19 protein-coding genes are annotated in these 19056 nt (G+C 46.5%); 7 read left to right on the top strand and 12 right to left on the bottom strand.

Annotated elements, in window-relative coordinates; translation table 11 throughout:
• Positions 1–68 precede the first annotated feature (68 nt).
• Positions 69–851, top strand: a complete 783-nt coding sequence (locus tag Q4A84_RS10735; protein ID WP_303088929.1) for a hypothetical protein — start codon at positions 69–71, stop codon at positions 849–851.
• A 59-nt stretch (positions 852–910) separates the two neighbouring features.
• Here the strand turns inward: Q4A84_RS10735 and Q4A84_RS10730 are convergent, their stop codons facing one another.
• Entirely contained in the window at positions 911–2944 is a 2034-nt protein-coding gene (locus Q4A84_RS10730) for an AsmA family protein (RefSeq protein WP_303088928.1), read from the bottom strand.
• 240 nt (positions 2945–3184) lie between these two features.
• Between Q4A84_RS10730 and Q4A84_RS10725 the strand changes: the two genes are divergently transcribed.
• Complete coding sequence (locus Q4A84_RS10725; protein ID WP_303088927.1) at positions 3185–4060, top strand: chorismate mutase; 876 nt, start codon at positions 3185–3187, stop codon at positions 4058–4060.
• A gap of 73 nt (positions 4061–4133) precedes the next feature.
• Here the strand turns inward: Q4A84_RS10725 and Q4A84_RS10720 are convergent, their stop codons facing one another.
• The 4 genes from Q4A84_RS10720 to Q4A84_RS10705 all read right to left on the bottom strand — a co-directional run bounded on the left by Q4A84_RS10720 (position 4134) and on the right by Q4A84_RS10705 (position 7940).
• Complete coding sequence (locus tag Q4A84_RS10720; protein WP_303088926.1) at positions 4134–4619, bottom strand: DUF4442 domain-containing protein; 486 nt, start codon at positions 4617–4619, stop codon at positions 4134–4136.
• Positions 4620–4632: 13 nt separating this feature from the next.
• Positions 4633–5490, bottom strand: coding sequence for a folate-binding protein YgfZ (locus Q4A84_RS10715; protein WP_303088925.1), 858 nt, complete (start codon positions 5488–5490; stop codon positions 4633–4635).
• Positions 5491–5588: 98 nt separating this feature from the next.
• Positions 5589–6746, bottom strand: a complete 1158-nt coding sequence (locus Q4A84_RS10710) for an FAD-dependent monooxygenase (protein WP_303088924.1) — start codon at positions 6744–6746, stop codon at positions 5589–5591.
• Positions 6747–6779: 33 nt separating this feature from the next.
• Entirely contained in the window at positions 6780–7940 is a 1161-nt protein-coding gene (locus Q4A84_RS10705) for an FAD-dependent monooxygenase (RefSeq protein ID WP_303088923.1), read from the bottom strand.
• A gap of 200 nt (positions 7941–8140) precedes the next feature.
• Between Q4A84_RS10705 and argC the strand changes: the two genes are divergently transcribed.
• Positions 8141–9190 (top strand): N-acetyl-gamma-glutamyl-phosphate reductase, encoded by a 1050-nt coding sequence (gene argC, locus Q4A84_RS10700; RefSeq protein ID WP_303088922.1) that lies wholly within the window; start codon positions 8141–8143, stop codon positions 9188–9190.
• 129 nt (positions 9191–9319) lie between these two features.
• Here argC and Q4A84_RS10695 read toward each other — a convergent pair whose 3' ends face one another.
• The gene (locus tag Q4A84_RS10695) at positions 9320–9592 is read right to left on the bottom strand and encodes a hypothetical protein (RefSeq protein WP_303088921.1); all 273 of its coding nucleotides are present in this window, start codon (positions 9590–9592) and stop codon (positions 9320–9322) included.
• Positions 9593–9793: 201 nt separating this feature from the next.
• Between Q4A84_RS10695 and Q4A84_RS10690 the strand changes: the two genes are divergently transcribed.
• From Q4A84_RS10690 to Q4A84_RS10680, 3 genes are all read left to right on the top strand, one after another.
• Positions 9794–10486 (top strand): helix-turn-helix transcriptional regulator, encoded by a 693-nt coding sequence (locus Q4A84_RS10690; protein ID WP_303088930.1) that lies wholly within the window; start codon positions 9794–9796, stop codon positions 10484–10486.
• 149 nt (positions 10487–10635) lie between these two features.
• On the top strand, positions 10636–10974 hold the full coding sequence (erpA, locus tag Q4A84_RS10685; RefSeq protein ID WP_303088920.1) for an iron-sulfur cluster insertion protein ErpA: 339 nt from the start codon (positions 10636–10638) through the stop codon (positions 10972–10974).
• Positions 10975–11402: 428 nt separating this feature from the next.
• Complete coding sequence (locus Q4A84_RS10680; protein ID WP_303088919.1) at positions 11403–12347, top strand: hypothetical protein; 945 nt, start codon at positions 11403–11405, stop codon at positions 12345–12347.
• Positions 12348–12420: 73 nt separating this feature from the next.
• Here Q4A84_RS10680 and Q4A84_RS10675 read toward each other — a convergent pair whose 3' ends face one another.
• On the bottom strand, positions 12421–13437 hold the full coding sequence (locus Q4A84_RS10675; RefSeq protein ID WP_303088918.1) for a NosD domain-containing protein: 1017 nt from the start codon (positions 13435–13437) through the stop codon (positions 12421–12423).
• 118 nt (positions 13438–13555) lie between these two features.
• Between Q4A84_RS10675 and dapC the strand changes: the two genes are divergently transcribed.
• Positions 13556–14743 carry a succinyldiaminopimelate transaminase gene (gene dapC, locus Q4A84_RS10670; protein WP_303088917.1) on the top strand — a complete coding sequence of 396 codons (1188 nt, stop codon included), beginning with the start codon at positions 13556–13558 and terminating at the stop codon, positions 14741–14743.
• Positions 14744–14809: 66 nt separating this feature from the next.
• Here dapC and Q4A84_RS10665 read toward each other — a convergent pair whose 3' ends face one another.
• The 5 genes from Q4A84_RS10665 to Q4A84_RS10645 form a co-directional block, all read right to left on the bottom strand.
• A complete protein-coding gene (locus tag Q4A84_RS10665) occupies positions 14810–15013 on the bottom strand; it encodes a heavy-metal-associated domain-containing protein (RefSeq protein ID WP_303088916.1) in 204 nt (67 codons plus the stop codon).
• Between the two features lie 376 nt (positions 15014–15389).
• A complete protein-coding gene (gene hemW, locus Q4A84_RS10660) occupies positions 15390–16565 on the bottom strand; it encodes a radical SAM family heme chaperone HemW (RefSeq protein ID WP_303088915.1) in 1176 nt (391 codons plus the stop codon).
• A 9-nt stretch (positions 16566–16574) separates the two neighbouring features.
• Complete coding sequence (gene rdgB / locus Q4A84_RS10655) at positions 16575–17180, bottom strand: RdgB/HAM1 family non-canonical purine NTP pyrophosphatase (protein WP_303088914.1); 606 nt, start codon at positions 17178–17180, stop codon at positions 16575–16577.
• 4 nt (positions 17181–17184) lie between these two features.
• A complete protein-coding gene (locus tag Q4A84_RS10650; protein WP_303088913.1) occupies positions 17185–17427 on the bottom strand; it encodes an NGO_0222 family membrane protein in 243 nt (80 codons plus the stop codon).
• A gap of 107 nt (positions 17428–17534) precedes the next feature.
• Entirely contained in the window at positions 17535–18743 is a 1209-nt protein-coding gene (locus Q4A84_RS10645; protein WP_303088912.1) for a uracil-xanthine permease family protein, read from the bottom strand.
• Positions 18744–19056: the final 313 nt, after the last annotated feature.

Here is a 19056-nt window from a genome sequence, read left to right as displayed (position 1 = left end):
TTTCTATTTTAAAACAATTAGTAAAGCATGATTTGTACTAGTTATCTAGGACAGCTCCTAAATTATTTTTGGATTCGGATAATTTTTTCTACCCCACACCCGTGCCGATGGTGGACTTGGGCGGTTCCCCTTACCTCTGCTTGAATGCGCCTATGGTTGAAGCCAAAAGAGGCCCTTTATTCGGCGTTGCTGCCTCTCATGTTATCGCCAATTTTACCGATGAAAACGGTATGTCTGTTTTGTCGCCCCATTCGAATGCCCGCCAACTGGCTCAGCAACATGCTGCCATGTTTGAAGAGTTTCGCCGTGATGTGCAGGAGCTGGTACGACAATCGCCTGAAAAATTCGAGTATATTTTTAAAAGAATCGACAAAACCATTTCTGAAAATCGCCGATTAGACCTCAACCCGCTTGAGCAACAGAACCAGCCGCAATACGCGCAAACCGCCCCTGCATTGGGTCTTTCTGACATGCCGGAAAAGGCACGACAACTTTGCGAAGAATGTAAGACGCATTTGGTTGATTTCTATAAAGAGCATGGTATCGCTTATAACGAAACTGATGCAGATAAGACGGCCGCGGCAATCGGTGTTGCTGCTTATCGGGAACGCGTTCCTTATGTGCAAGCGCTCCATATCAGGGAAGATGGTTTACTTTCCGTGGGGCATAAATCGCCACAAGGTGTTTTGAGCTATGCTTCTTTAGATTCTGCCCAAGCGGCTGCAACGCCTATTGAAGAAAGTGTGGTTCAGTCGAAGCAGGCAGAGCAGGAATTGGCGCAGAGAGCGCAGCAACGTGAAATGGCGCTGGCCGAATACCATTCGCAATCTAGGGGAAGAAGCATTTCTTAGCTTGGTTGAGCGTATTAATAATGCCTGTCTGAAGATTTTCAGGCAGGCATTATTGCTGGCTAAGGTTTGTTAAGCATGTTCCATTGTTCTTTTAGGGTGTTGGTCAAGGCTTTTTGTTTTTCCTCGGGGGTGCTGAGGCCGTGGGTGAGACCGGTGTAATTCAGGGTTACGGATGGGCTTTCGACCGGGCCGCTGATGTTGAGCGGGATATGCGCTGCTGCATCGTTATTATTGGTTGTGATAAGCATGTTTTCATTCACGGTGAGTTTGTTTAAATCAACGCCGCCGCTGCTGAGGATATACAATCTGTCGGTAATCAGCTCGGCGTTTTGGTGGTGGCCGATGCCGTTTTGAATCAGGCTGTTAAGGGTAAAGCGGTTGAATGGCGTGTTCGGGATATCGGCCTGAGCCGGATCGACGTTTTGTTTGAGGATATGGTTGATGTTAATGCCGAGTAAAGTGCCTTTTTGCAGCTTAAGGTTGAGCGTGCCGTTAAGATTTTGAGTCAATTCTTTTCGACAAAGGCCTTTGGTGGTGAAATCGAAAGCGACATCTCCGGCGCCGGCGAGATTTTCGTAGCGCAATAAATCGCGCATCAGAGGCAGGATTTGGATGCCTTTGGCTTGTTGTTGTAAGTGGTAGACCGGCGTTTCTTGGTTTTCGATGTCGAGGCTGCCGACGCTGGTGCCGCCGTATAATTCGGCACTGAAATCGCTCAGGCTGATGCGGTTGCGATCGGCTTTGAGGCGGCTGCGGATGTGGTTGATTTCCAGATTGGGCAGTTGAAGGTTGTTAAGATTCAGTTGCGCATCGATTTGTATGCCGTCGATATCAGACAGGGCGGCAGGATAGCTTGGGCGGTGTTGCTTTTTGAAATCTTTCAGATAGGGTGTGAAAACCAGTTTGTTAAGCGTGGCGTCGGCATTGATAAGCCGTTGTTCGTTATCATAAGCCATTTTCATGGTGGCTTGCTGGCGGTCGAATAGGCCGGTTAGATAGAGCTGCCAGTTGTTTGTGGTATTGTATTCGAAGCTGCCGCTAAGATTGCTGATAAAGCGTGCTCCCCCTTCGGCTAGCGTTTGGTCTTGGCGGGAGGTGATTTTCAGGTTGGGTAGCAGCCAGCCGTGGGTGTGTTGCCAGTAAACAGGGCTGCTTATGCTTAGTGTGCCGGTTTTGCCACTGATTTTGCTGCCGGCATTGAGTGCGACTTGATTAAAGCTGGCGCGCTGGGCTTCGATATTGATTTTTTGGATATTGAGGGTGCCGTTCCATTCGTTGTCGTTTTGGCGGCCGTTCAAAACGCTGTTTATGCTTTCGATATCAAGGTGGCCGTTTTTCCATTCTGCGGTGGGAATGGTGGCGTTCAAATTGGTTTGGTAAAGCGGAGTAGCCAGGCTGGCGGTGATTTTGCTTAATTTAAGGGTGTCGATCTGCCATTGTGCGCTACCTGTGCTTGCCAGGTTGATCGGCTGGTTGCGGTAGTTGGCGGTGGCGTTCAGGCGGAAATCGGGGAGCTGCCAGCCGGAATCGGTGGTGGTGATGTTGCCGCTGCTTTTCCAGTTTAAATCGTTTAGGGTAGGGTGTTCTGTGCGGCCGTTAATTTGGAAGCGCAGGTTGCGGTCGCTTTCGCGGCTCAGTTTGAGGTTGAAGTGTGAAAGTGTGTGTTGTGCAGGTGTATCGAGGCGGATTTTGGCGTTTTCGATAATCAAGCGGTTGATGCGCAGCGGGTGGTTGTGTTTTTGCCAGAGGTCTTGCAGATTCCAGACGCCTTGAGCATTTTGAGCCAGTGTGATGTCCGGTGAATTCAGCACCCATTTTTCGATAACCGGTTCGCCAAACAGCGATGACCATGCAAGGCCAATGCGCATGTCGCCGAGATGAACGCCGGCTGAGTTGTTGGGACCGGTAAGGGTAACGTTGCGCAGGGTAACGGTGGGGCGAGGCAGCCATGTGCGGGAGATGTCGTTGTCAAAATGCAGGGTGCGGCCTGTTCCGGCTAGGGCGGCTTTACCGATTTCGTGCAGTCGATCGGGTCTGAATATCACTTGGTTGAGCGCGATATAGAGACCTGCCGCAATAATGGAAACGACCATGATGCTGAAAGCAAACAGCTTTAGCCAGAATCTGCCTGATTGTAGGCGGGAAATCATTAGAGAGAAGCAATTATGATGGGGCGCTAAGTATAAACCAAATGCCTGTCTGAAAGGCGGCGACCTGTTTAAAAAAATGCTAATGGCTGATTTTGTGGTCAGTTTTGCGTATTATTGTGCGGTTAGATTATTTTGCGGAATTGATATAACATGGAGCAGAAATCGGTTGGTTAAGAGGATTTTATGATTATTGTGATGCAGAAATATGCTTCGCCACAGGCGGTGGCGGAAGTGGTGGCATTTATCCGCTCGCGCGGGCTGACCGAGCATGTATCCGAAGGTGAGGAGCGAACGATCATCGGCGCTGTGGGCGATGAGCGGGTGTTCAAGCCGAATGAGTTGGAGCGTTTGCCACAGGTGGAGCGTGCTATTCGTGTGTTGAATGATTGGCGCATCATTAGCCGCGAAACACAGGCGGAAGATAGTGTGATTGCTGTGCGCGGGGTGGCGTTTGGCGGTGGTTCGGTATTGGATGTGACTACGGATTTACAGCGTAGCGGGCAGGCCGATGCGGTGTTTCTCGACCCGTTTTCGGTGCCGGATACGCCTTATGCAGATACGGCACGCAGCAATGAAAAAGAGCAAATTGCGCAGATGCGCGATGCTTTGCAACATAGCCATGCTTCGGACTTGCCGGTGTTGGTGCGCATTCGCGATGTGAGGCAAATTGCTCCGGCACTGGCGCATGAGGCGGATATTTTGTATTTGGGTGGCGAATTGATGGCCAACCGGATGCTGCAAGACGAAGTGGGCAGGTTGAACACGCCTTTGGTATTGTGCAAAGACAAACATCATTCGTATAACGAATGGTTGGTGGCGGCGGAGCGGGTAGCGCTTAAAGGCAATCGGCAGATTATTCTGGGCGAGGCGGGTACGCTTAGCTTTGCTGCGGATCACGTGCATCGCTTGGATGTGGATGCCATTGCTCGAGTGAAAAATCTAAGCCATTTGCCGGTGTTGGCAAATATTGCCGGTTTGTGGCACAACGATATTTCTCAGCAGGTTTTATATCGGCTAGCAGTTGCGGCTGGGGCGGATGCTGTGGTGAATTCTTTGTGATTTTATCTTTGGGAATGTGAAAAACAACAAAGCAACCATGCCTGTCTGAATTGTGTTTTCAGACAGGCATGGTTTATTTTTGCGGTCGAAAAGCCGGTTTGAGGCGGATGTAGAGCGTACGCTTGGCAATGGCGATGGTTTCGCCGTGTTTATCGAAAATGCGCACTTCGTATTCGGGCAGGTATTTTTCGCCGGTGCGGGTGTGTTCGTATACATCGGCCAGCATTTCGTCGGTAATGGTGCAATCGATATACACTTCTCCGCGTCCGGGTTTGATGAAATCAATGTGGGCGGCTTTATCCCATACGAAATATTTTGTGCCGATTAAGCCATTGAACATCACGGCATAAACGGCATCGGTTAAAGCAAACAAGCTGCCGCCGAATTGAGCACCGTGCAGATTGCGGGTGCCCGACCAGTCTTTCAGGCGGCTTTTGATACGGCGGAAGTCGCTGGACAGCTCAATAATGTGGATGCCGCTGAACAGCAACGGCGGCCAGAGGTTGAGAATCCGGCGGGTGGTTGCGGCGGATCGGAAGTGCCTTCTGATTTGCAGCATATTGCGCTCCCGTTTATCCGGCATCGGTTGAGAAGAATAGCTGCTTCTGCTGCAAGGCGTTGCCGTCGGCATCGGTTAGCGGTTGCCCTGCTGCACCGTGTTTGATAACGGCCAAACACAAACTGCCGTTGGTCGTGTTTGCGGCATTGATGACTAACCCGGCGTCAGTGCCGTCTTGCAAGATGCCGATGCCTGCTGTTTCCAATGTGTCGGCCGATAAAACGGCCAATCCGCGTTTGACTTGCCCTCGGTATTGCGCGCGTGCAATAACTTCCTGCCCGGGATAGCAGCCTTTTTTGAAATGCACGCCGCCTATGGTGTGTTGATTGAGCATTTGCGCAACGCAGGTTTCGGTGGTTGCTTCGCTGATCCAAGGATAGCCGCTTTCAATCTCATGTAATTGCCATGCGTTTTCGGCGGCGGCATCAAACGGTGGTAAATCGGTTGCTTGGCCGACCAGCATAACGCCGCCGTGTGGCAATTGAATGCGCGAAATACCGTTTTCTTGAAGTGCTGGAAACGAGAGATTCGGTTCGGCGGCAGGTAAAGGTGGCGTATGGTCGGGTAATGAAGCGGCCACTGCGAAATCAGGCAGCGGCTCGAAGGTTACTTTGGCGCGCAATACGAACATGCTCAGGCGCTTAAGTGTTTTTTCTACTAAATCTGCTGCCATCAGCAATAATAAATCGTCGCCTCTGTTAACGACCAACATATTGGCAATTACACGGCCTTTGGGTGTGTTGTAAGTGGCGTAACAGGCTTGGTTTTCAGACAGGCCTTCGACGTGGTTGGATAATTGGCCGTGCAGGAAGGCGGCCCGATCTTCTCCACTGACGCGCACGACGTTGAAAAAAGGGAGTTGGCTTTGCATAAATATTCCTCGCAGATGTCTGGCAGGTATTTTATAGCGAATCGGTAGAATGATTCTACCGTTAAGGTTGCGTTCGCTTACAGGTTTGTCGCGTCATGCTACAAGCCCATTGCATGGCGGATAAGGCGGTTTTTCAACCAGCCCGAGCTATTAACCAGATTCAAACCGGTATTGCGCAACAGCGGTAAGCCGGGTGTGCTTGCGCCGAACAGTTTGAACAGGCCGTCGCAGCCAAGCTGCATGCTGCGTACCGGTTCGAAACGGTTTTGGGCGTATTGTTTCAGTAATTGGTGTGCGCCGAGATCTTTAGCATGTTCGGCCAAACGGGCAAATTCAATCGCATCGCCGAAGCCGAGGTTAACGCCTTGCCCTGCCAACGGGTGGATGGTGTGGGCGGCATCGCCCATCAGTAATACGCGTTGGGCGACGGTTGAAGCGGGGTGGCGCAAAATCAGATTGAAAGCGAATGCGCCCGATAAGGGCGAGAGCTTGCCCAGTGTGTTTTGCCCTTTGCGGGTTACGGCGGCGGCAAAATCTTCGGGCGAAAGCGAAGTGAGTTTTTCCGGCTCTGCGGTGCTCCAAACAATGGAAATTTTATGGTCGGGCAGCGGCAGGTAGGCTAATACTTCGCCGCTATCAAACCATTGGTATGCCGTACCGTGATGGCTTGACTCGGTATGAAAATTGGACACAACACCGTGATGGCCGTAAGCCGCTTCCGCAACTTGAATGCCTGTCTGAAAACGCACCCAAGAGTTGGCGCCGTCGGCACCGATAACGAGCTTGGTTTTCAAAACTGTGCCGTCGGCCAGCTTCAGACGGGCTTCGTTGATGTCGGTATCCAGTGCGTTGGCCGGCTCGCTGATAACGGGAATATCAAGCGCAAAGATTTGTTGCCATAAAGCGGCCAGCAACCAGCGGTTTTCAACAATGCTGGTAAGGCGCTCAGCGCGTATATCCGAGGCATTGAATTCGATGCGGCCGCCGTTATCACCGCGTACATCCATCCGGGTTACGGCTTGTATGCGGCTTTCGTCCGGCCAAGCTTGCAGTGATTGTAAGAATTGTCGGTTGGCCGGGCTGATGGCGTAAATCCGCGCATCCCAGCCGCTGAGCAGTTTGGCGGTGTCATTTTTAGGCGCGCGAAGCTCCAGCAAGGCGATTTGTTTGCCTTGCCGCTTCAGGGCGATAGCAGCGGCGGCGCCGACCAAACCGCCTCCGATGATAATGGCATCATAAAAAGGATGGGTTTTCATGCTGGGAAATACCTATATTGTTTTCAGACAGGCTTATAGGCCGAAAATTAAATGTTCTGTAAATTTTTTACGCAATGCGGGAACACTGTCGAGTGCGTTCATAACGGTACCGCGCCCCAGTTGCAATAGCATATTCGGCTGATCGAACACGGTAACGAGGCTGTGCGTGAAGCCGACGGTGGCATGGGCATCAAGGCGACGGGATGCGGCATATTGCTGCGCCAGCCGGCTGTTGGTTAGGCTGTGGGGGGTGGCGAAACAAGCGGCTAGCGCCACTGCGTCACGTACACCGAGATTGAGCCCCTGAGCCGCAACGGGATGCATGGTTTGGGCGGCATTGCCGATGCAGATAACGCGGCCGCTGTATACTTTATTTAATTGCTTGAGCTGTAGGGGAAAAACGGCAGCGTTTTCGTATGAAGTTAAACGCCCTAAACGCTTGCCGAAAGTTTGTTCGAATTCTGCGGCAAACGCTGAGAAAGAGGCGGCTGCCAATTTTTCCGCTTCTTGAGGGGAGCGCGTCCAGACTAAGCGGTAGGCATCGCGATAGGGTAATAAGGCCATGGGCCCGCCGGTGGAAAAACGTTCATAAGCGGTGCCGTTGTTGGTTTGCTCGAATGATAGGGTGGCAACCAGCGCGGATTGTTGGTAATCATGGCTGTGGCGTCGTATGCCGGGTAGTTTTTCCGCCAATGCGCCGCCTTCGGCCAGAATCACCCAATCGGCAGTAATGCTGTGGGTTTGGCCGTTGTGTTGGATTTCGAGTTCGGCGAAATGATTGAGGGATTTGATGTTTGTTAAGCTAGTTTGCCATAAAACAGAAAGGTTCGGCTGGTTTAGGGCGGTTTCGCAGGCGCCGATTAAGGCGGCGTAATCGCAGGTCATGCCCAGATAAGGCATATTCATGTCGGTCGCGCGTAACAAGGTTCGTCTGAAATGAGCAGGCTGGGAAATGTGTACGGCGTTGATTTTCGTCATCTGCGTTTCAGGCAGGCTTATGCCGGCTTGTTTAAAACAACGGATGCTGTTGAAGGAGAGAGCGAGCGTGCGTTGGTCGCGCAGAGCGATATGGGCGGGGCGTGCTTCAATAAGCAAAACCTGTTTGCCTTGGCGGGCAAGCTCTATGGCAGCCAAGGCGCCGACGGGGCCGGCACCGACGATGGCAATCTGAGTATGGAGAGGGATGGAAACCATGATTTTTCCTGCGGATGGAAAACAAGTATTTTAACGGATTTGGCCGATATATGGCAGGATAAGTGGCCGAGGCTTGTTTTCAGATAGGCATGATTGAGCGTAAACTATGCGCTGTTTATTTGGTTTGATAGGCAAGCATTTATAAGGCTTGCGACTGGTGTTTGGTTATTTGAGATTATTAAAAGTCAAAAGGAAAAAGCATGGCGGCATCAAAGAAAATTAAAATCGGTATTGTGGGCGCAACAGGTTATACAGGGGTTGAATTGTTGCGTCTGTTGGCATTGCATGAAAACGCGGAAGTGGTTGCTATTACCAGCCGCAGTGAGGCAGGGGTGCATATTGCCGATTATTTTCCGAGTTTGCGCGGGGTTTATGATTTGGTGTTCCAAGCGCCTGATCAGACGGACTTAGCTCAATGCGACGCAGTGTTTTTTGCGACGCCGCACGGTGTGGCAATGCGTGAGGCACCTGCCTTGCTGGAAAAAGGTGTAAAGGTTATCGATTTGTCGGCAGATTTTCGCTTGCAAGACACGATTGCGTGGGAAAAATGGTATAAGCATACGCATGAGAGCAAGGATGTTTTGCAAGAAGCGGTTTACGGTTTGTGTGAGATGAATCGTTCGGCTATAGAAAAAGCCCGCTTGATTGCTGTGCCGGGCTGTTACCCGACTTGTGTGTCGCTGCCTTTGCTGCCGCTGCTTAAAGCCGGTGCGCTCGTAGAGGGAAAACCGTTGATTGCGGATTGTAAATCAGGTGTTTCGGGTGCAGGGCGGGGTGCTTCGGTCGGTACGTTATTTGGAGAGGCGGGCGATAATTTTAAAGCTTATGGCGTCGCAGGCCATCGCCATTTACCCGAAATCAAACAAACTATCGATCGTTGGCAAAGCGGGATTGCCGACAATTTTGTATTTGTGCCGCATCTGACGCCGATGATACGCGGTATGCACGCCACTATTTATGTGCATTTACAAGAAGGCGTTATGCCGCATAAGGTGTTAAGTGATTTTTATCGAGACAGTAGATTTGTTGATGTGCTGCCCTATGGCGTAGCGCCGGAAACACGTAGCGTGCGTGGTGCGAACCTTTGCCGTATTGGTGTGCAGCGCGCGCCGGAAAGCGATGTTTGGATTTTGATGAGTGTGCAGGATAATTTGGTTAAAGGTGCTGCCGGCCAAGCAGTGCAGAATCTGAATATTATGTTTGGATTTGCAGAAGATATGGGTTTGAACATGCCGCCGCTTTTGCCTTGATATTGAGTATCCATCTGATTTTTTGTTTTAATGAATTTGTCTATATCCAATATAAATCGCGAGCTCATAATGCCTGTCTGAATGTTTTCAGACAGGCATTAGTTATGGCTGTTGCCCATATCATTAAGATCAAGAAGGGTCGTAAACAATAGCAGATGAAATTTCAGTGTTGCGCATGCGACCATATTGAATATGCCAAGCTTGTTCAGCCTCCTCATTATCACACTGTTGGGCAAGTCTTCGTTGTTCGGAGCTTAAATTTTGGTTGGAAATAAGAGATAAGGCATGACAATCGGTACCGCTTTGCAGATCTGTAGGTGAAAACGCTTTGGAATTCATAGCCGGTACAACCGCTAAAAGCAGTAAGCAAATACTTCCGGATAACCATTTTGCTGATTTCATATTGGAAATTCCTTTCTTTGATTTTTCTTATCTAATTAAAGAAAATCTTAATTTTTTTATCATATTACTAAGAAAAAAATTATTTATCAAGATTTATTTGAATAAATGGTAAAATATTTCTTACTTTTTCTTTGATGTTGGCGTAAAATAAAAATAGATAAAATCATTTAGTAGCATTCCAGCTAATTGGGTAAAGAAAAGATGAATAGTTTTAAAGAACGTTTGATTTTTCTTTGGAAAGAAGAAGCCAAACAGGCAAAAATTGCTAAAGACATCGGGATGACGATTGCCGGGTTCAGCCGTATTTGGAACGAGGGCGGTTTACCTAAAGCTGAGATTCTCAAAAAAATAAAACAACTTAAAGGATGTAATATTGATTGGTTGCTAACAGGAGAAGGAGAGCCTTTTCCTGTGGAACGGACCCAATGTGTGGAAGCGGAGATATCAGACACTTTAGGTAACAAAGTGGATATAGATGAATTTGTATTCATACCGCGTTACGATATTGAAGCGGCGGCGGGGCATGGTCGTTTTGTTGAAAATGAAACGCCGAGTTTTACAATGGCTTTTCGCCGTTACTGGCTGGAGAACTACATTACTCGTGATGTGAAGCAGCTATCCGTCATTTCGGTAAAAGGTGACTCGATGGAGGGTGTTTTGAATGATGGCGATACGATTCTAGTTAATCACAATCATACCGTTCCCAGAGACGGCTTGTATGTTTTACGCATCAATGAGAATCTGTTGGTCAAGCGTTTGCAACTAATGCCCGGAAATATTGTGCGCGTTATTTCAGCCAACGAAGCTTATCCGGCATTTGAAATCCATTTGCAGAACATAAGTGACGATGTCGCGATTATCGGCCGTGTCGAATGGTTCGGGCGTACAGTTTAACAGAGTTATCTGCTAAAAAATTTTGAACCAGCTTGAAAATGATGGATAGGTGTTTTTGATTCTTGAAAAAATGATCATCTTCCTCAATATTGATTAGCAGGTTTATTTGCGGGAAAATACAAACCGCACACCATGAAAAGGATATTGCGATGTCAGAAGAAACACCGATTATTTTTACCGACAGCTGCTGCGCCAAAGTGGCCGATTTGATTGCCGAAGAGAACAATCCCGATTTGAAACTGCGCGTTTTCGTTAACGGCGGAGGTTGTTCGGGATTTCAATATGGTTTTACGTTTGATGAGATTACCAATGACGACGATTTTACCATTGAGAAAGACGGCTTGGTTTTCTTGGTTGATCCGATGAGTTATCAATATCTGGTCGGAGCCGAGATTGATTACACCGAAAGTTTGCAAGGTTCGCAGTTTGTTATCCGTAACCCCAATGCGACAACCACTTGTGGCTGCGGTTCATCATTCTCTGTTTAATTTGCAACACATTAATTTAAAACCCGCATTAATTATCAATTTAATGCGGGTTTGCTTTTTCGTGAGATATCAAATAATGTTAAAATTAATTTAATCGATAGTAAATGGCGGATAGTTCTTTTCTCGTAAGATAATTAATTGAAAAATATCATTTTATTTTTATTTGAAATATTTGCTAATTACATGATTTTTCTTGGAAAATTTTAGCATTATTTTGAATAGCTTGGACGGAATCAAACAGATACCACCAATCCATCTTTCTCTACCTTTTATATATAGTTGCAGGACAAACAATCTTATTTGGAATACCATATTTAGATAAATAAAGCGCATGGTTTTAGTAAACCATTTAAGTTGAATATTTTGTCTGGTATGTTTTGACTTAAAAAATATCTATTTTATTAAAGAGCACTTGCTACGGAAACGTAATGATTAACCAACAAAAATTCTACGATGTATATGTTTCTTATCCTCCTGGCGATGATCCAGAGCGTGTAAATGAGTGCCTCCGAGATAATCTTTCAGAGGAGGAGGCAAATGATATTATCAATGCACTTGCTGATCAGCGTCAGGCTATTATTGCTGAACATTGCACTAATGAAGAGCGTGAGAATGCACAACATTACTTCACTTATTTAGGCTTGGACGTCATTATTCGACTTTCTTTAGAGTTAGAGGATAGTGGTGGCGAGAGTGAAGAAGAATTATCCGATCCGGTTCCTCAATGCCCAGTTTGTTACAGCATTTTGGAAAATCCAGATGTTCAAGATTGTCCCACTTGTGGGTTGCCGTTAAACAAGCTATCAGAGCAGCAAATCCAACGGAAGCGTATTGAGTGGCAGGAGCGGGTTGCATTTGAGCATCGAAAAAAACATGAAATTGCATATAAGCTCTTGCGAGAGAAGCAGGAGGAAGAGAAACAGTTACGCAAACAGATTCGCGCCGAGCTCGAGCAACAATTGATGTCGGAACTCGGTCGTTACAGAGGCTGGAAAAAATGGTTGTATGGTAAATATGCGGTTTTTTCCATGCTGTTATTGGGACTGTTCTTAATCGTATTACTGGCATTGATCTTTTTTATTACAGGATTTATTTCGCCGAAAGAACAAGTGGCGCCTGTTGAGGCAACTCAGGTTTCCAAACCTGTCGTAAAAACTAATGCCCAGCAAAAACCGGTTGTTGTGCAAGAATCTTCAGATTCTCCTTCATCTCAAACGTCTCAATCTGAACCTGTGAAAATAGAACAAACCGAGTCTGTTGCTAATAATAGAAAAGCGGCAGTAGAAAATAAATCAGTAAAAAATGATGATGAGCCTCAAATAAGTATTCCGGCTATTGTTCCGATTACTGAATCCCAGGAACGTTCGAAATAAAGTTTTAGTTAGAAGCAATAGATTAAGAAATAGCACAATGCCTGTCTGAATATGTGTTCAGACAGGCATTGTGCTATTTACGGTGGTTATTAGAAATTTGATTGGGCTGCCAGTTCTGTCGGATGGTAAACCAAGCCCAGAATTTATCAAATCGGTTATTTATGATTTGGTTGTTTTCAGGAAAATCACGATCATCAGAGCTGCTTCCAAAGGGATATCCTGCATCGTCTTTACAGTAGGATTGGCCACCGTTACGTGATGCAATCCAAATCATGGGGCGATAGAAGCGAGCTGTCCGATTGGCAAAGTAATTGTCACTGATGAGATTGGAGGAAGGTGTTTGTTGACGAATGATGCCGCGTTCCCCACAGTTGCGATAAAGAAAAATACCGCCATTTTTCGGGGTAAGGAAACGGTTGTTGCGGATGATATTATGAGCGGAACCGTCAACAGCAAACTGTTCGCGTTGGTTTTTGACTTCTACTATGTTGTTTTCAAAAAGGTTGTTTGCACTTTCCATATCAAAATAGACGGCTGGTCCTTTGGATTGACCGTTGATGAGGCTATTTTTGATGGTAATGTAGGTTGTACCGGGGCGTAGGTAGAGCGGGACACGACCATTGCCGCTAATATTGACTTGATCAAGTGTGATATGAGTAGGTGCTGCGGCTTGAATAGTCGCGGTGGCGTTCTCTTGGCGGGATGCGATACGCAACGCATCATCGTTCATTCCGTTGATGCGTAATGCTCCTTGTATATTGCAATGCCGAAGTTCTAAATTTTGAGGACGTAGCCATTGTCCATTTTGTTGTATGGAGCTGATTAGAACATTATCCGTGTTATTTTTTTGGCTGATAATTTTGGCATTATTGCAGTCAAATGTAATATCTGATGCTACGGGGCCGGAGAATAGCAGTGTTTTCGTAATTGTACTGCCTGCAGGTAAGGTGGTTGAGCAATCGATGGTAACTTGTTGCTTGGTTGATGCGGGTGCAAGGATTTCAGCGATTTTTTCGGTAGAGCATAGAGGTGCTTCGGCGTGAGCGAATGAGGTCATGCCGATTAAAAAAGGAATGAACCGGTAATGCATGATTTCTCCTTGAGTTTGTTAATGATGCAATCATAGCATGGTTAAGGTTTCGTCATGCTTGTGTTTATAGGTTGTGCTAAACTTTGGCCTTTAGAAAATGTATATAGGGTAGGTTTTAATGAATCCTTTATTAAACCATCTCCAGCCTTACCCGTTTGCCCGATTGCGTGAGGCTTTGCAAGATGTGAAACCGCCAGAAGGAGTTGCCTTAGTGCCGCTACATATTGGCGAACCTAAGCACGAAACACCTCGGGTAATCACTGATGTGCTTACTAATTCGTTAAATGAATTATCGGTTTATCCCCTGTCCGTGGGTTTGCCAGAATTGCGCGAGACATGTGCGCGGTGGGCGGAGCGGCGGTATGACGGCTTGAAATTGGATGCGGAAACAGAAATTCTACCTGTGCTGGGAAGCCGTGAGGCATTGTTTGCGTTTACTCAGGTGGTGCTTGATCCTGCGGCAGATGGTAAAGATGTTGTGGTTAGCCCGAATCCTTTTTATCAGATTTATGAAGGCGCAGCTTTACTGGGAAACGGTGAAATCTGTTTTGCCAATTGTTATGCGCCTCATTTTATGCCGGCATGGAATGAGATTCCGAAGGATACTTGGCAGCGTGTAAAACTGGTGTTTGTCTGCTCACCGAATAATCCTAGCGGCAGTGTAATGCAGCAGGAAGACTGGGACCAATTATTTGTTTTGCAAGATCAATATGATTTTGTGATTGCCTCGGATGAATGCTATTCTGAAATTTATTTTGACGATGCGAAGCCTCTTGGGTGTTTGCAAGCGGCCCGGGCTGCCGGACGAGGCAATAAAGGTATAGTTATGTTTACCAGTTTGTCGAAGCGTTCGAATGTGCCTGGTTTGCGCTCGGGATTTGTGGCGGGGGATGCGGCATTGTTAAAAGCGTTTTTGCTATATCGTACTTACCATGGAAGCGCGATGAGCGTGCCGGTGCAACGTGCCAGTATTGCTGCTTGGTCGGATGAAGTGCATGTGGTGGAAAATCGCCGTTTGTATCAGGAAAAATTTGAGAAGGTTGTGCCGATATTGCGTGAAGTTTTTGAGGTTCAGATGCCTGATGCGTCGTTTTATCTGTGGTTGAAAGTACCGGATGGTGATGATTTAGCGTTTGCTAAAAAGTTGTTTGCTGAGGCGGGTATTCAGGTTTTGCCCGGTCGCTTTTTAGCACGTGATACGGAGGATGGCAATCCGGGTAAAGGCTATGTACGGATTGCATTGGTGGCTGATGTTGATGAGTGTGTAGCGGCTGCCCGTAAGATGGCGAATTTATATCGTGGTTAAATATGTTTGAACTTGAATATAATGCCTGTCTGAAATTTTCAGACAGGCATTATATTTGGAAAAAATTTACGAGGCGCTGAAACCCAGGTCTGTAATCGCTGATTTGAACGAGGCGGGATCAAAGCCTTCAAAATGGGTAATTACAACCACACCTGTTTCATGATTGGCATTAACCATGCGAACTTTGTCAATGGTTTCGCCTTTTTCCATAATTTTTTTCGCATCTTCCCGGCTAGACATACCGGTAATTTGTAATTTTGTCTGGGGCATAATGATAACCTTCCGTTTCTGTGTTGAACCATAGACTGCTGGTGATTTATGGTTGAATAATAATATTTGTACTGCAATGTTTAAATTGGGCAGGACACTCGGGTAATTAAGGTCGGCGTAAATTAAATATGAATTGCTTTGCAGACCTAGCCTCTGTTAACAAGCGATTCTGCCTTTAATTGAGAAACTTGTCTATTAAAAATGCAGGTGGGTTAAGCGTTTTTAGATGGATTGTTTCATTTGTGCATCATAACGAATGAAATATTTATATTTATGTTTTTAAATTTATTATTTTTATTCAATTGGTTGTATTCAAATCGGAATGTAACCTGCTTTTATCTGTTAATACGGGATAAGATTTTTCATAGGCAGATAGTTATAAAAAACATTGTAATAAATCATTCAGGAAACGCTTGCCTTTTTCGGTAGGGGCAAACAGAGATGGATTGTCGCTTAACAAGCCGATTTGGCGGGCGTGGAGAATGGGAGCGGCAATTTGGGCAGGCGTAATGCCGGTACGTTCTTCCAGTAATGAAGATGCTACTCCGTTGCTGAGCCTTAGAGCATTCATCATAAATTCGAATGCCAAGTCTTCAGTGGTGATAGGATAGCGCTCTATTGCTTCTTGCGGGTGATTTTGCATGGTCGCGAGATAATGATTCGGATGGCGGGCTCGGGTAGTTCGTTCGATATGCGTCGGGTAGGAAATTTTACCGTGTGCGCCTGCTCCGATGCCGAGATAGTCGCCAAATTGCCAGTAATTTAAATTGTGACGGCATTGCTGGCCGTGACGGGCAAAGGCGGAGGTTTCATAATGTTCGAAACCGGCTGATTTTAGAGTTTCGTGCACGGCATCTTCGATATCCAGCGCTGTTTCATCTTGCGGTAAACCTTGCGGCGGAGTGCGGCCGAATGGGGTGTTGGGCTCCATAGTTAGATGGTAGGCGCTGATGTGGCCAACGCCGCTGGCAATGCCTGTCTGAATATCATTCAAGGCCATTTCTACGGTTTGATTCGGTAGGGCGTACATGAAATCGAGATTAATGCGCTCGAAGATGGTCAGTGCCGTATCGATAGCCAATTGAGCCTCTTTACCGTCATGGATGCGACCAAGAGCTTTCAGGCAGGCATTATCAAAACTTTGTATGCCGATGGACAAACGAGTAATTCCAGCATCTTTAAAGCCTTGGAATTTTTCACGTTCAAACGTGCCGGGATTGGCTTCCATGGTAATTTCTGCTTGGGGTTGCAGCTTGACCAGTTGTCGAATGCCACAAAGCAAACGGTCAATGGATCGGGCAGAAAAAACGCTGGGTGTGCCGCCGCCGATAAATATCGTTTCTACCGGTCGTCCCCATATATAGGGAAGCTCGGTTTGTAAATCGGTTAGCAAGGCATCAATATAGTAATCTTCATTGAGAGCAGACTTGAGGGTGTGAGAATTGAAATCGCAATAAGGGCATTTTTGAATACACCAAGGGATATGGACATAGAGCGATAAAGGGGGCAATGCGGTTAGGCAGCCGGGGCGGGTAAAACGAATTTGAGACATAACCGGAAATTAACCTGCATTCTTTAACAAAGCGACTTGAGATAAAAGTACCTGTAAGGCTTGAGCCCGATGGCTAACAGCGTTTTTGATTTCAGGGGTTAATTCAGCGGCAGTTTTCCCATATTCCGGTAAATAAAAATGAGGGTCGTAGCCAAACCCGTATTGCCCTGCAGCTTCGTTGTGCCATATGCCTTTCCATATGCCTTCTGCAATAATCGGCTGCGGGTCGTATTCATGGCGTACCAGTACCAACACGCATACGTAATAACAGCTGAGATCAGCTTTCCCAGCCAATTCTTCAGATAGTTTGGTGTTGTTGGCTGTATCTGATTTTGGATTGCTTCCGGCGAAGCGTGCAGATAAAACTCCAGGCTTGCCGCTAAGAGAATTAGCGCAGATGCCGGAGTCGTCGGCTAATGCAGGAAGGCCGGAATATTTGCTGGCGTGACGTGCTTTGGCCAAGGCATTTTCAATAAAAGTGAAATATGGCTCGGGGCACTCGGGTACGTTGAATTCAGATTGAGGCAGCAATTCAATGTTTTGGGTGTTAAATAAGCGAGAGAATTCCTCTAATTTGCCTGCATTACCGCTGGCGAGTACGATTTTTTCAAACATGGCGTTATTCCTGAGCGTTTTGCTGTTTTTGTTGGATTTCCTGCATCATTTTGTAGCGAGAGTGTTCGCGCAAGAAAAGAGCAAGGCAGCAAACTTGGCCTAATACGGTAGCAAATGAAAATAAAAAAGCAGCGATACCGTATTGTTTGCTCTTAATCGATAAGAGATAGCTGCCCAGAGTAACCAGAGCGATAAATAATAAAGTAAAAAAAGCGGTTAAGAGCAGATAGGCTTTGCGTTTTGACATAACATGGCAGGCTTTGAAAAGCCAATATTATAATGGAAATATAATTATGTTGCCTTGATTGCCTTTTCAGACAGGCATTGCCCGCAGCGTTTTTTCTCAGCGACCAGTCATGAGTTTTTATCCGGTAAAACTATGTTTAAGATAATCGCTAAAATAGCGCAAAGACCAACCCCGGCAAAGCTGACGCCGCCAAATTTAACCAACATTCCGCCCACGCCGGTGGTTAAGACAGAGCTGATGATAACCAAATTTTTCGGACGCATTAAATCCACTTGTGCATCAATTAAGGTTTTTAAGCCTAGGGAAGCAATGGAGCCAAATAACAAGATCATAACGCCGCCCATTACCGGAAGCGGAATGGATGCCAGTAACGCATTGAATTTTCCAAAAAAAGCCATGCATATCGCAAATATGGCTGCCCAAGTCATAATGACCGGATTGGCGTTTTTGGTCAGCATAACGGCACCGGTTACTTCACCGTAAGTGGTTACCGGCGGGCCGCCAATCAGCCCTGCAACGCAAACACCCAAGCCATCGCCAGCAAGTGTGCGGTGCAACCCGGGATTTTCAGCGTAATTTTCGTCGGTCACTTTGCCGATTGCTATTATGCTGCCGATATGTTCGATGATAGGTGCAATCGCTACAGGAAGCATAAAGAGAGCAGCCTGCCAATTGATTTCAGGATGATGAAACACCGGTACGGCAAACCATGGCGCAGCTGCAATGTTGGAAGTGTCTACCCATCCCAAAACCAAAGCAATCAAATAACCGCAGCTGACACCGATTAAAATCGGCACCAGTTTCATCATGCGGTTGCCAAAAATCGCCACCATCACGGTTATGGCGAAAGTGAGGCCAGAGAGTAAAAGAGAATGAACATAATCGATTTTCTGTTCTCCTCCTGCTTGGCCCATGGCCATTTGACTGGCAACTACTGCTACCGACAAGCCGATAACCATAATGACGGGGCCAATGACGACCGGTGGAAGTAAACGGTTAACTGCATTCAGGCCGCGCCATTTAATCAGCGCTGCAAATAAAAAATACATAAATCCTGCTGCAAACAAACCAAACATCGTGCCGCCCATACCCCATTCGTGCATCGAGTAAATAATTGGCGCGATAAATGCAAAAGAGGAACCAAGAAAAATAGGCACTTTTCGCTTGGTAAATGCTTGAAATAATAGTGTGCCAATTCCTGCTCCTAATAAAGCCATGGCAGGATTCAGCCCGGTTAACAACGGTACTAAAACCATGGCGCCGAATGCGACAAACAGGATTTGCGCGCCAGATATTGCTAGTTTGATTTGTTGCATGAAAATTTGTGCTTTTTTACATAAATGCGCAGATTATAGCGGTTTGCTAATGTTATTGCATGAAAATTTCTTATTGAAATCTAATCGATGGATGAGTCAATATCAGTAAGCCCATTTGTTGATGACATAGGCCATATAAAATATGGAAAGACCTAATTTGAGCAGAAATGAATTTTTGAAATTGAAGTTTTCAAAATATTTGAATTTTATTAAAAAAATTTTTTTGCAGAAAATGAGCTTTTGTTATATATAGTAAATAATTAGGGGCTGTCCTAGATAACTAGGGAAATTCAAATTTAAGTTAGAATTATCC

Origin of the sequence: Neisseria sp., assembly GCF_030527965.1 — a bacterium.
Taxonomy (GTDB): Bacteria; Pseudomonadota; Gammaproteobacteria; order Burkholderiales; family Neisseriaceae; genus Neisseria.
This window is presented reverse-complemented; position numbering and strand designations above follow the sequence as displayed.

Bases quoted from the DNA above. Each gene is read 5' to 3' on its own strand.
- erpA (WP_303088920.1), top strand. From the start codon at position 10,636: ATGTCAGAAGAAACACCGATTATTTTTACCGACAGCTGCTGCGCCAAA.
- Q4A84_RS10675 (WP_303088918.1), bottom strand. From the start codon at position 13,437: ATGCATTACCGGTTCATTCCTTTTTTAATCGGCATGACCTCATTCGCT.
- Q4A84_RS10650 (WP_303088913.1), bottom strand. From the start codon at position 17,427: ATGTCAAAACGCAAAGCCTATCTGCTCTTAACCGCTTTTTTTACTTTA.
- Q4A84_RS10715 (WP_303088925.1), bottom strand. From the start codon at position 5,490: ATGCAAAGCCAACTCCCTTTTTTCAACGTCGTGCGCGTCAGTGGAGAA.
- Q4A84_RS10725 (WP_303088927.1), top strand. From the start codon at position 3,185: ATGATTATTGTGATGCAGAAATATGCTTCGCCACAGGCGGTGGCGGAA.
- argC (WP_303088922.1), top strand. From the start codon at position 8,141: ATGGCGGCATCAAAGAAAATTAAAATCGGTATTGTGGGCGCAACAGGT.
- Q4A84_RS10695 (WP_303088921.1), bottom strand. From the start codon at position 9,592: ATGAAATCAGCAAAATGGTTATCCGGAAGTATTTGCTTACTGCTTTTA.
- Q4A84_RS10680 (WP_303088919.1), top strand. From the start codon at position 11,403: ATGATTAACCAACAAAAATTCTACGATGTATATGTTTCTTATCCTCCT.
- dapC (WP_303088917.1), top strand. From the start codon at position 13,556: ATGAATCCTTTATTAAACCATCTCCAGCCTTACCCGTTTGCCCGATTG.
- Q4A84_RS10665 (WP_303088916.1), bottom strand. From the start codon at position 15,013: ATGCCCCAGACAAAATTACAAATTACCGGTATGTCTAGCCGGGAAGAT.
- Q4A84_RS10645 (WP_303088912.1), bottom strand. From the start codon at position 18,743: ATGCAACAAATCAAACTAGCAATATCTGGCGCGCAAATCCTGTTTGTC.
- Q4A84_RS10705 (WP_303088923.1), bottom strand. From the start codon at position 7,940: ATGGTTTCCATCCCTCTCCATACTCAGATTGCCATCGTCGGTGCCGGC.
- hemW (WP_303088915.1), bottom strand. From the start codon at position 16,565: ATGTCTCAAATTCGTTTTACCCGCCCCGGCTGCCTAACCGCATTGCCC.
- rdgB (WP_303088914.1), bottom strand. From the start codon at position 17,180: ATGTTTGAAAAAATCGTACTCGCCAGCGGTAATGCAGGCAAATTAGAG.
- Q4A84_RS10730 (WP_303088928.1), bottom strand. From the start codon at position 2,944: ATGGTCGTTTCCATTATTGCGGCAGGTCTCTATATCGCGCTCAACCAA.
- Q4A84_RS10710 (WP_303088924.1), bottom strand. From the start codon at position 6,746: ATGAAAACCCATCCTTTTTATGATGCCATTATCATCGGAGGCGGTTTG.
- Q4A84_RS10690 (WP_303088930.1), top strand. From the start codon at position 9,794: ATGAATAGTTTTAAAGAACGTTTGATTTTTCTTTGGAAAGAAGAAGCC.
- Q4A84_RS10720 (WP_303088926.1), bottom strand. From the start codon at position 4,619: ATGCTGCAAATCAGAAGGCACTTCCGATCCGCCGCAACCACCCGCCGG.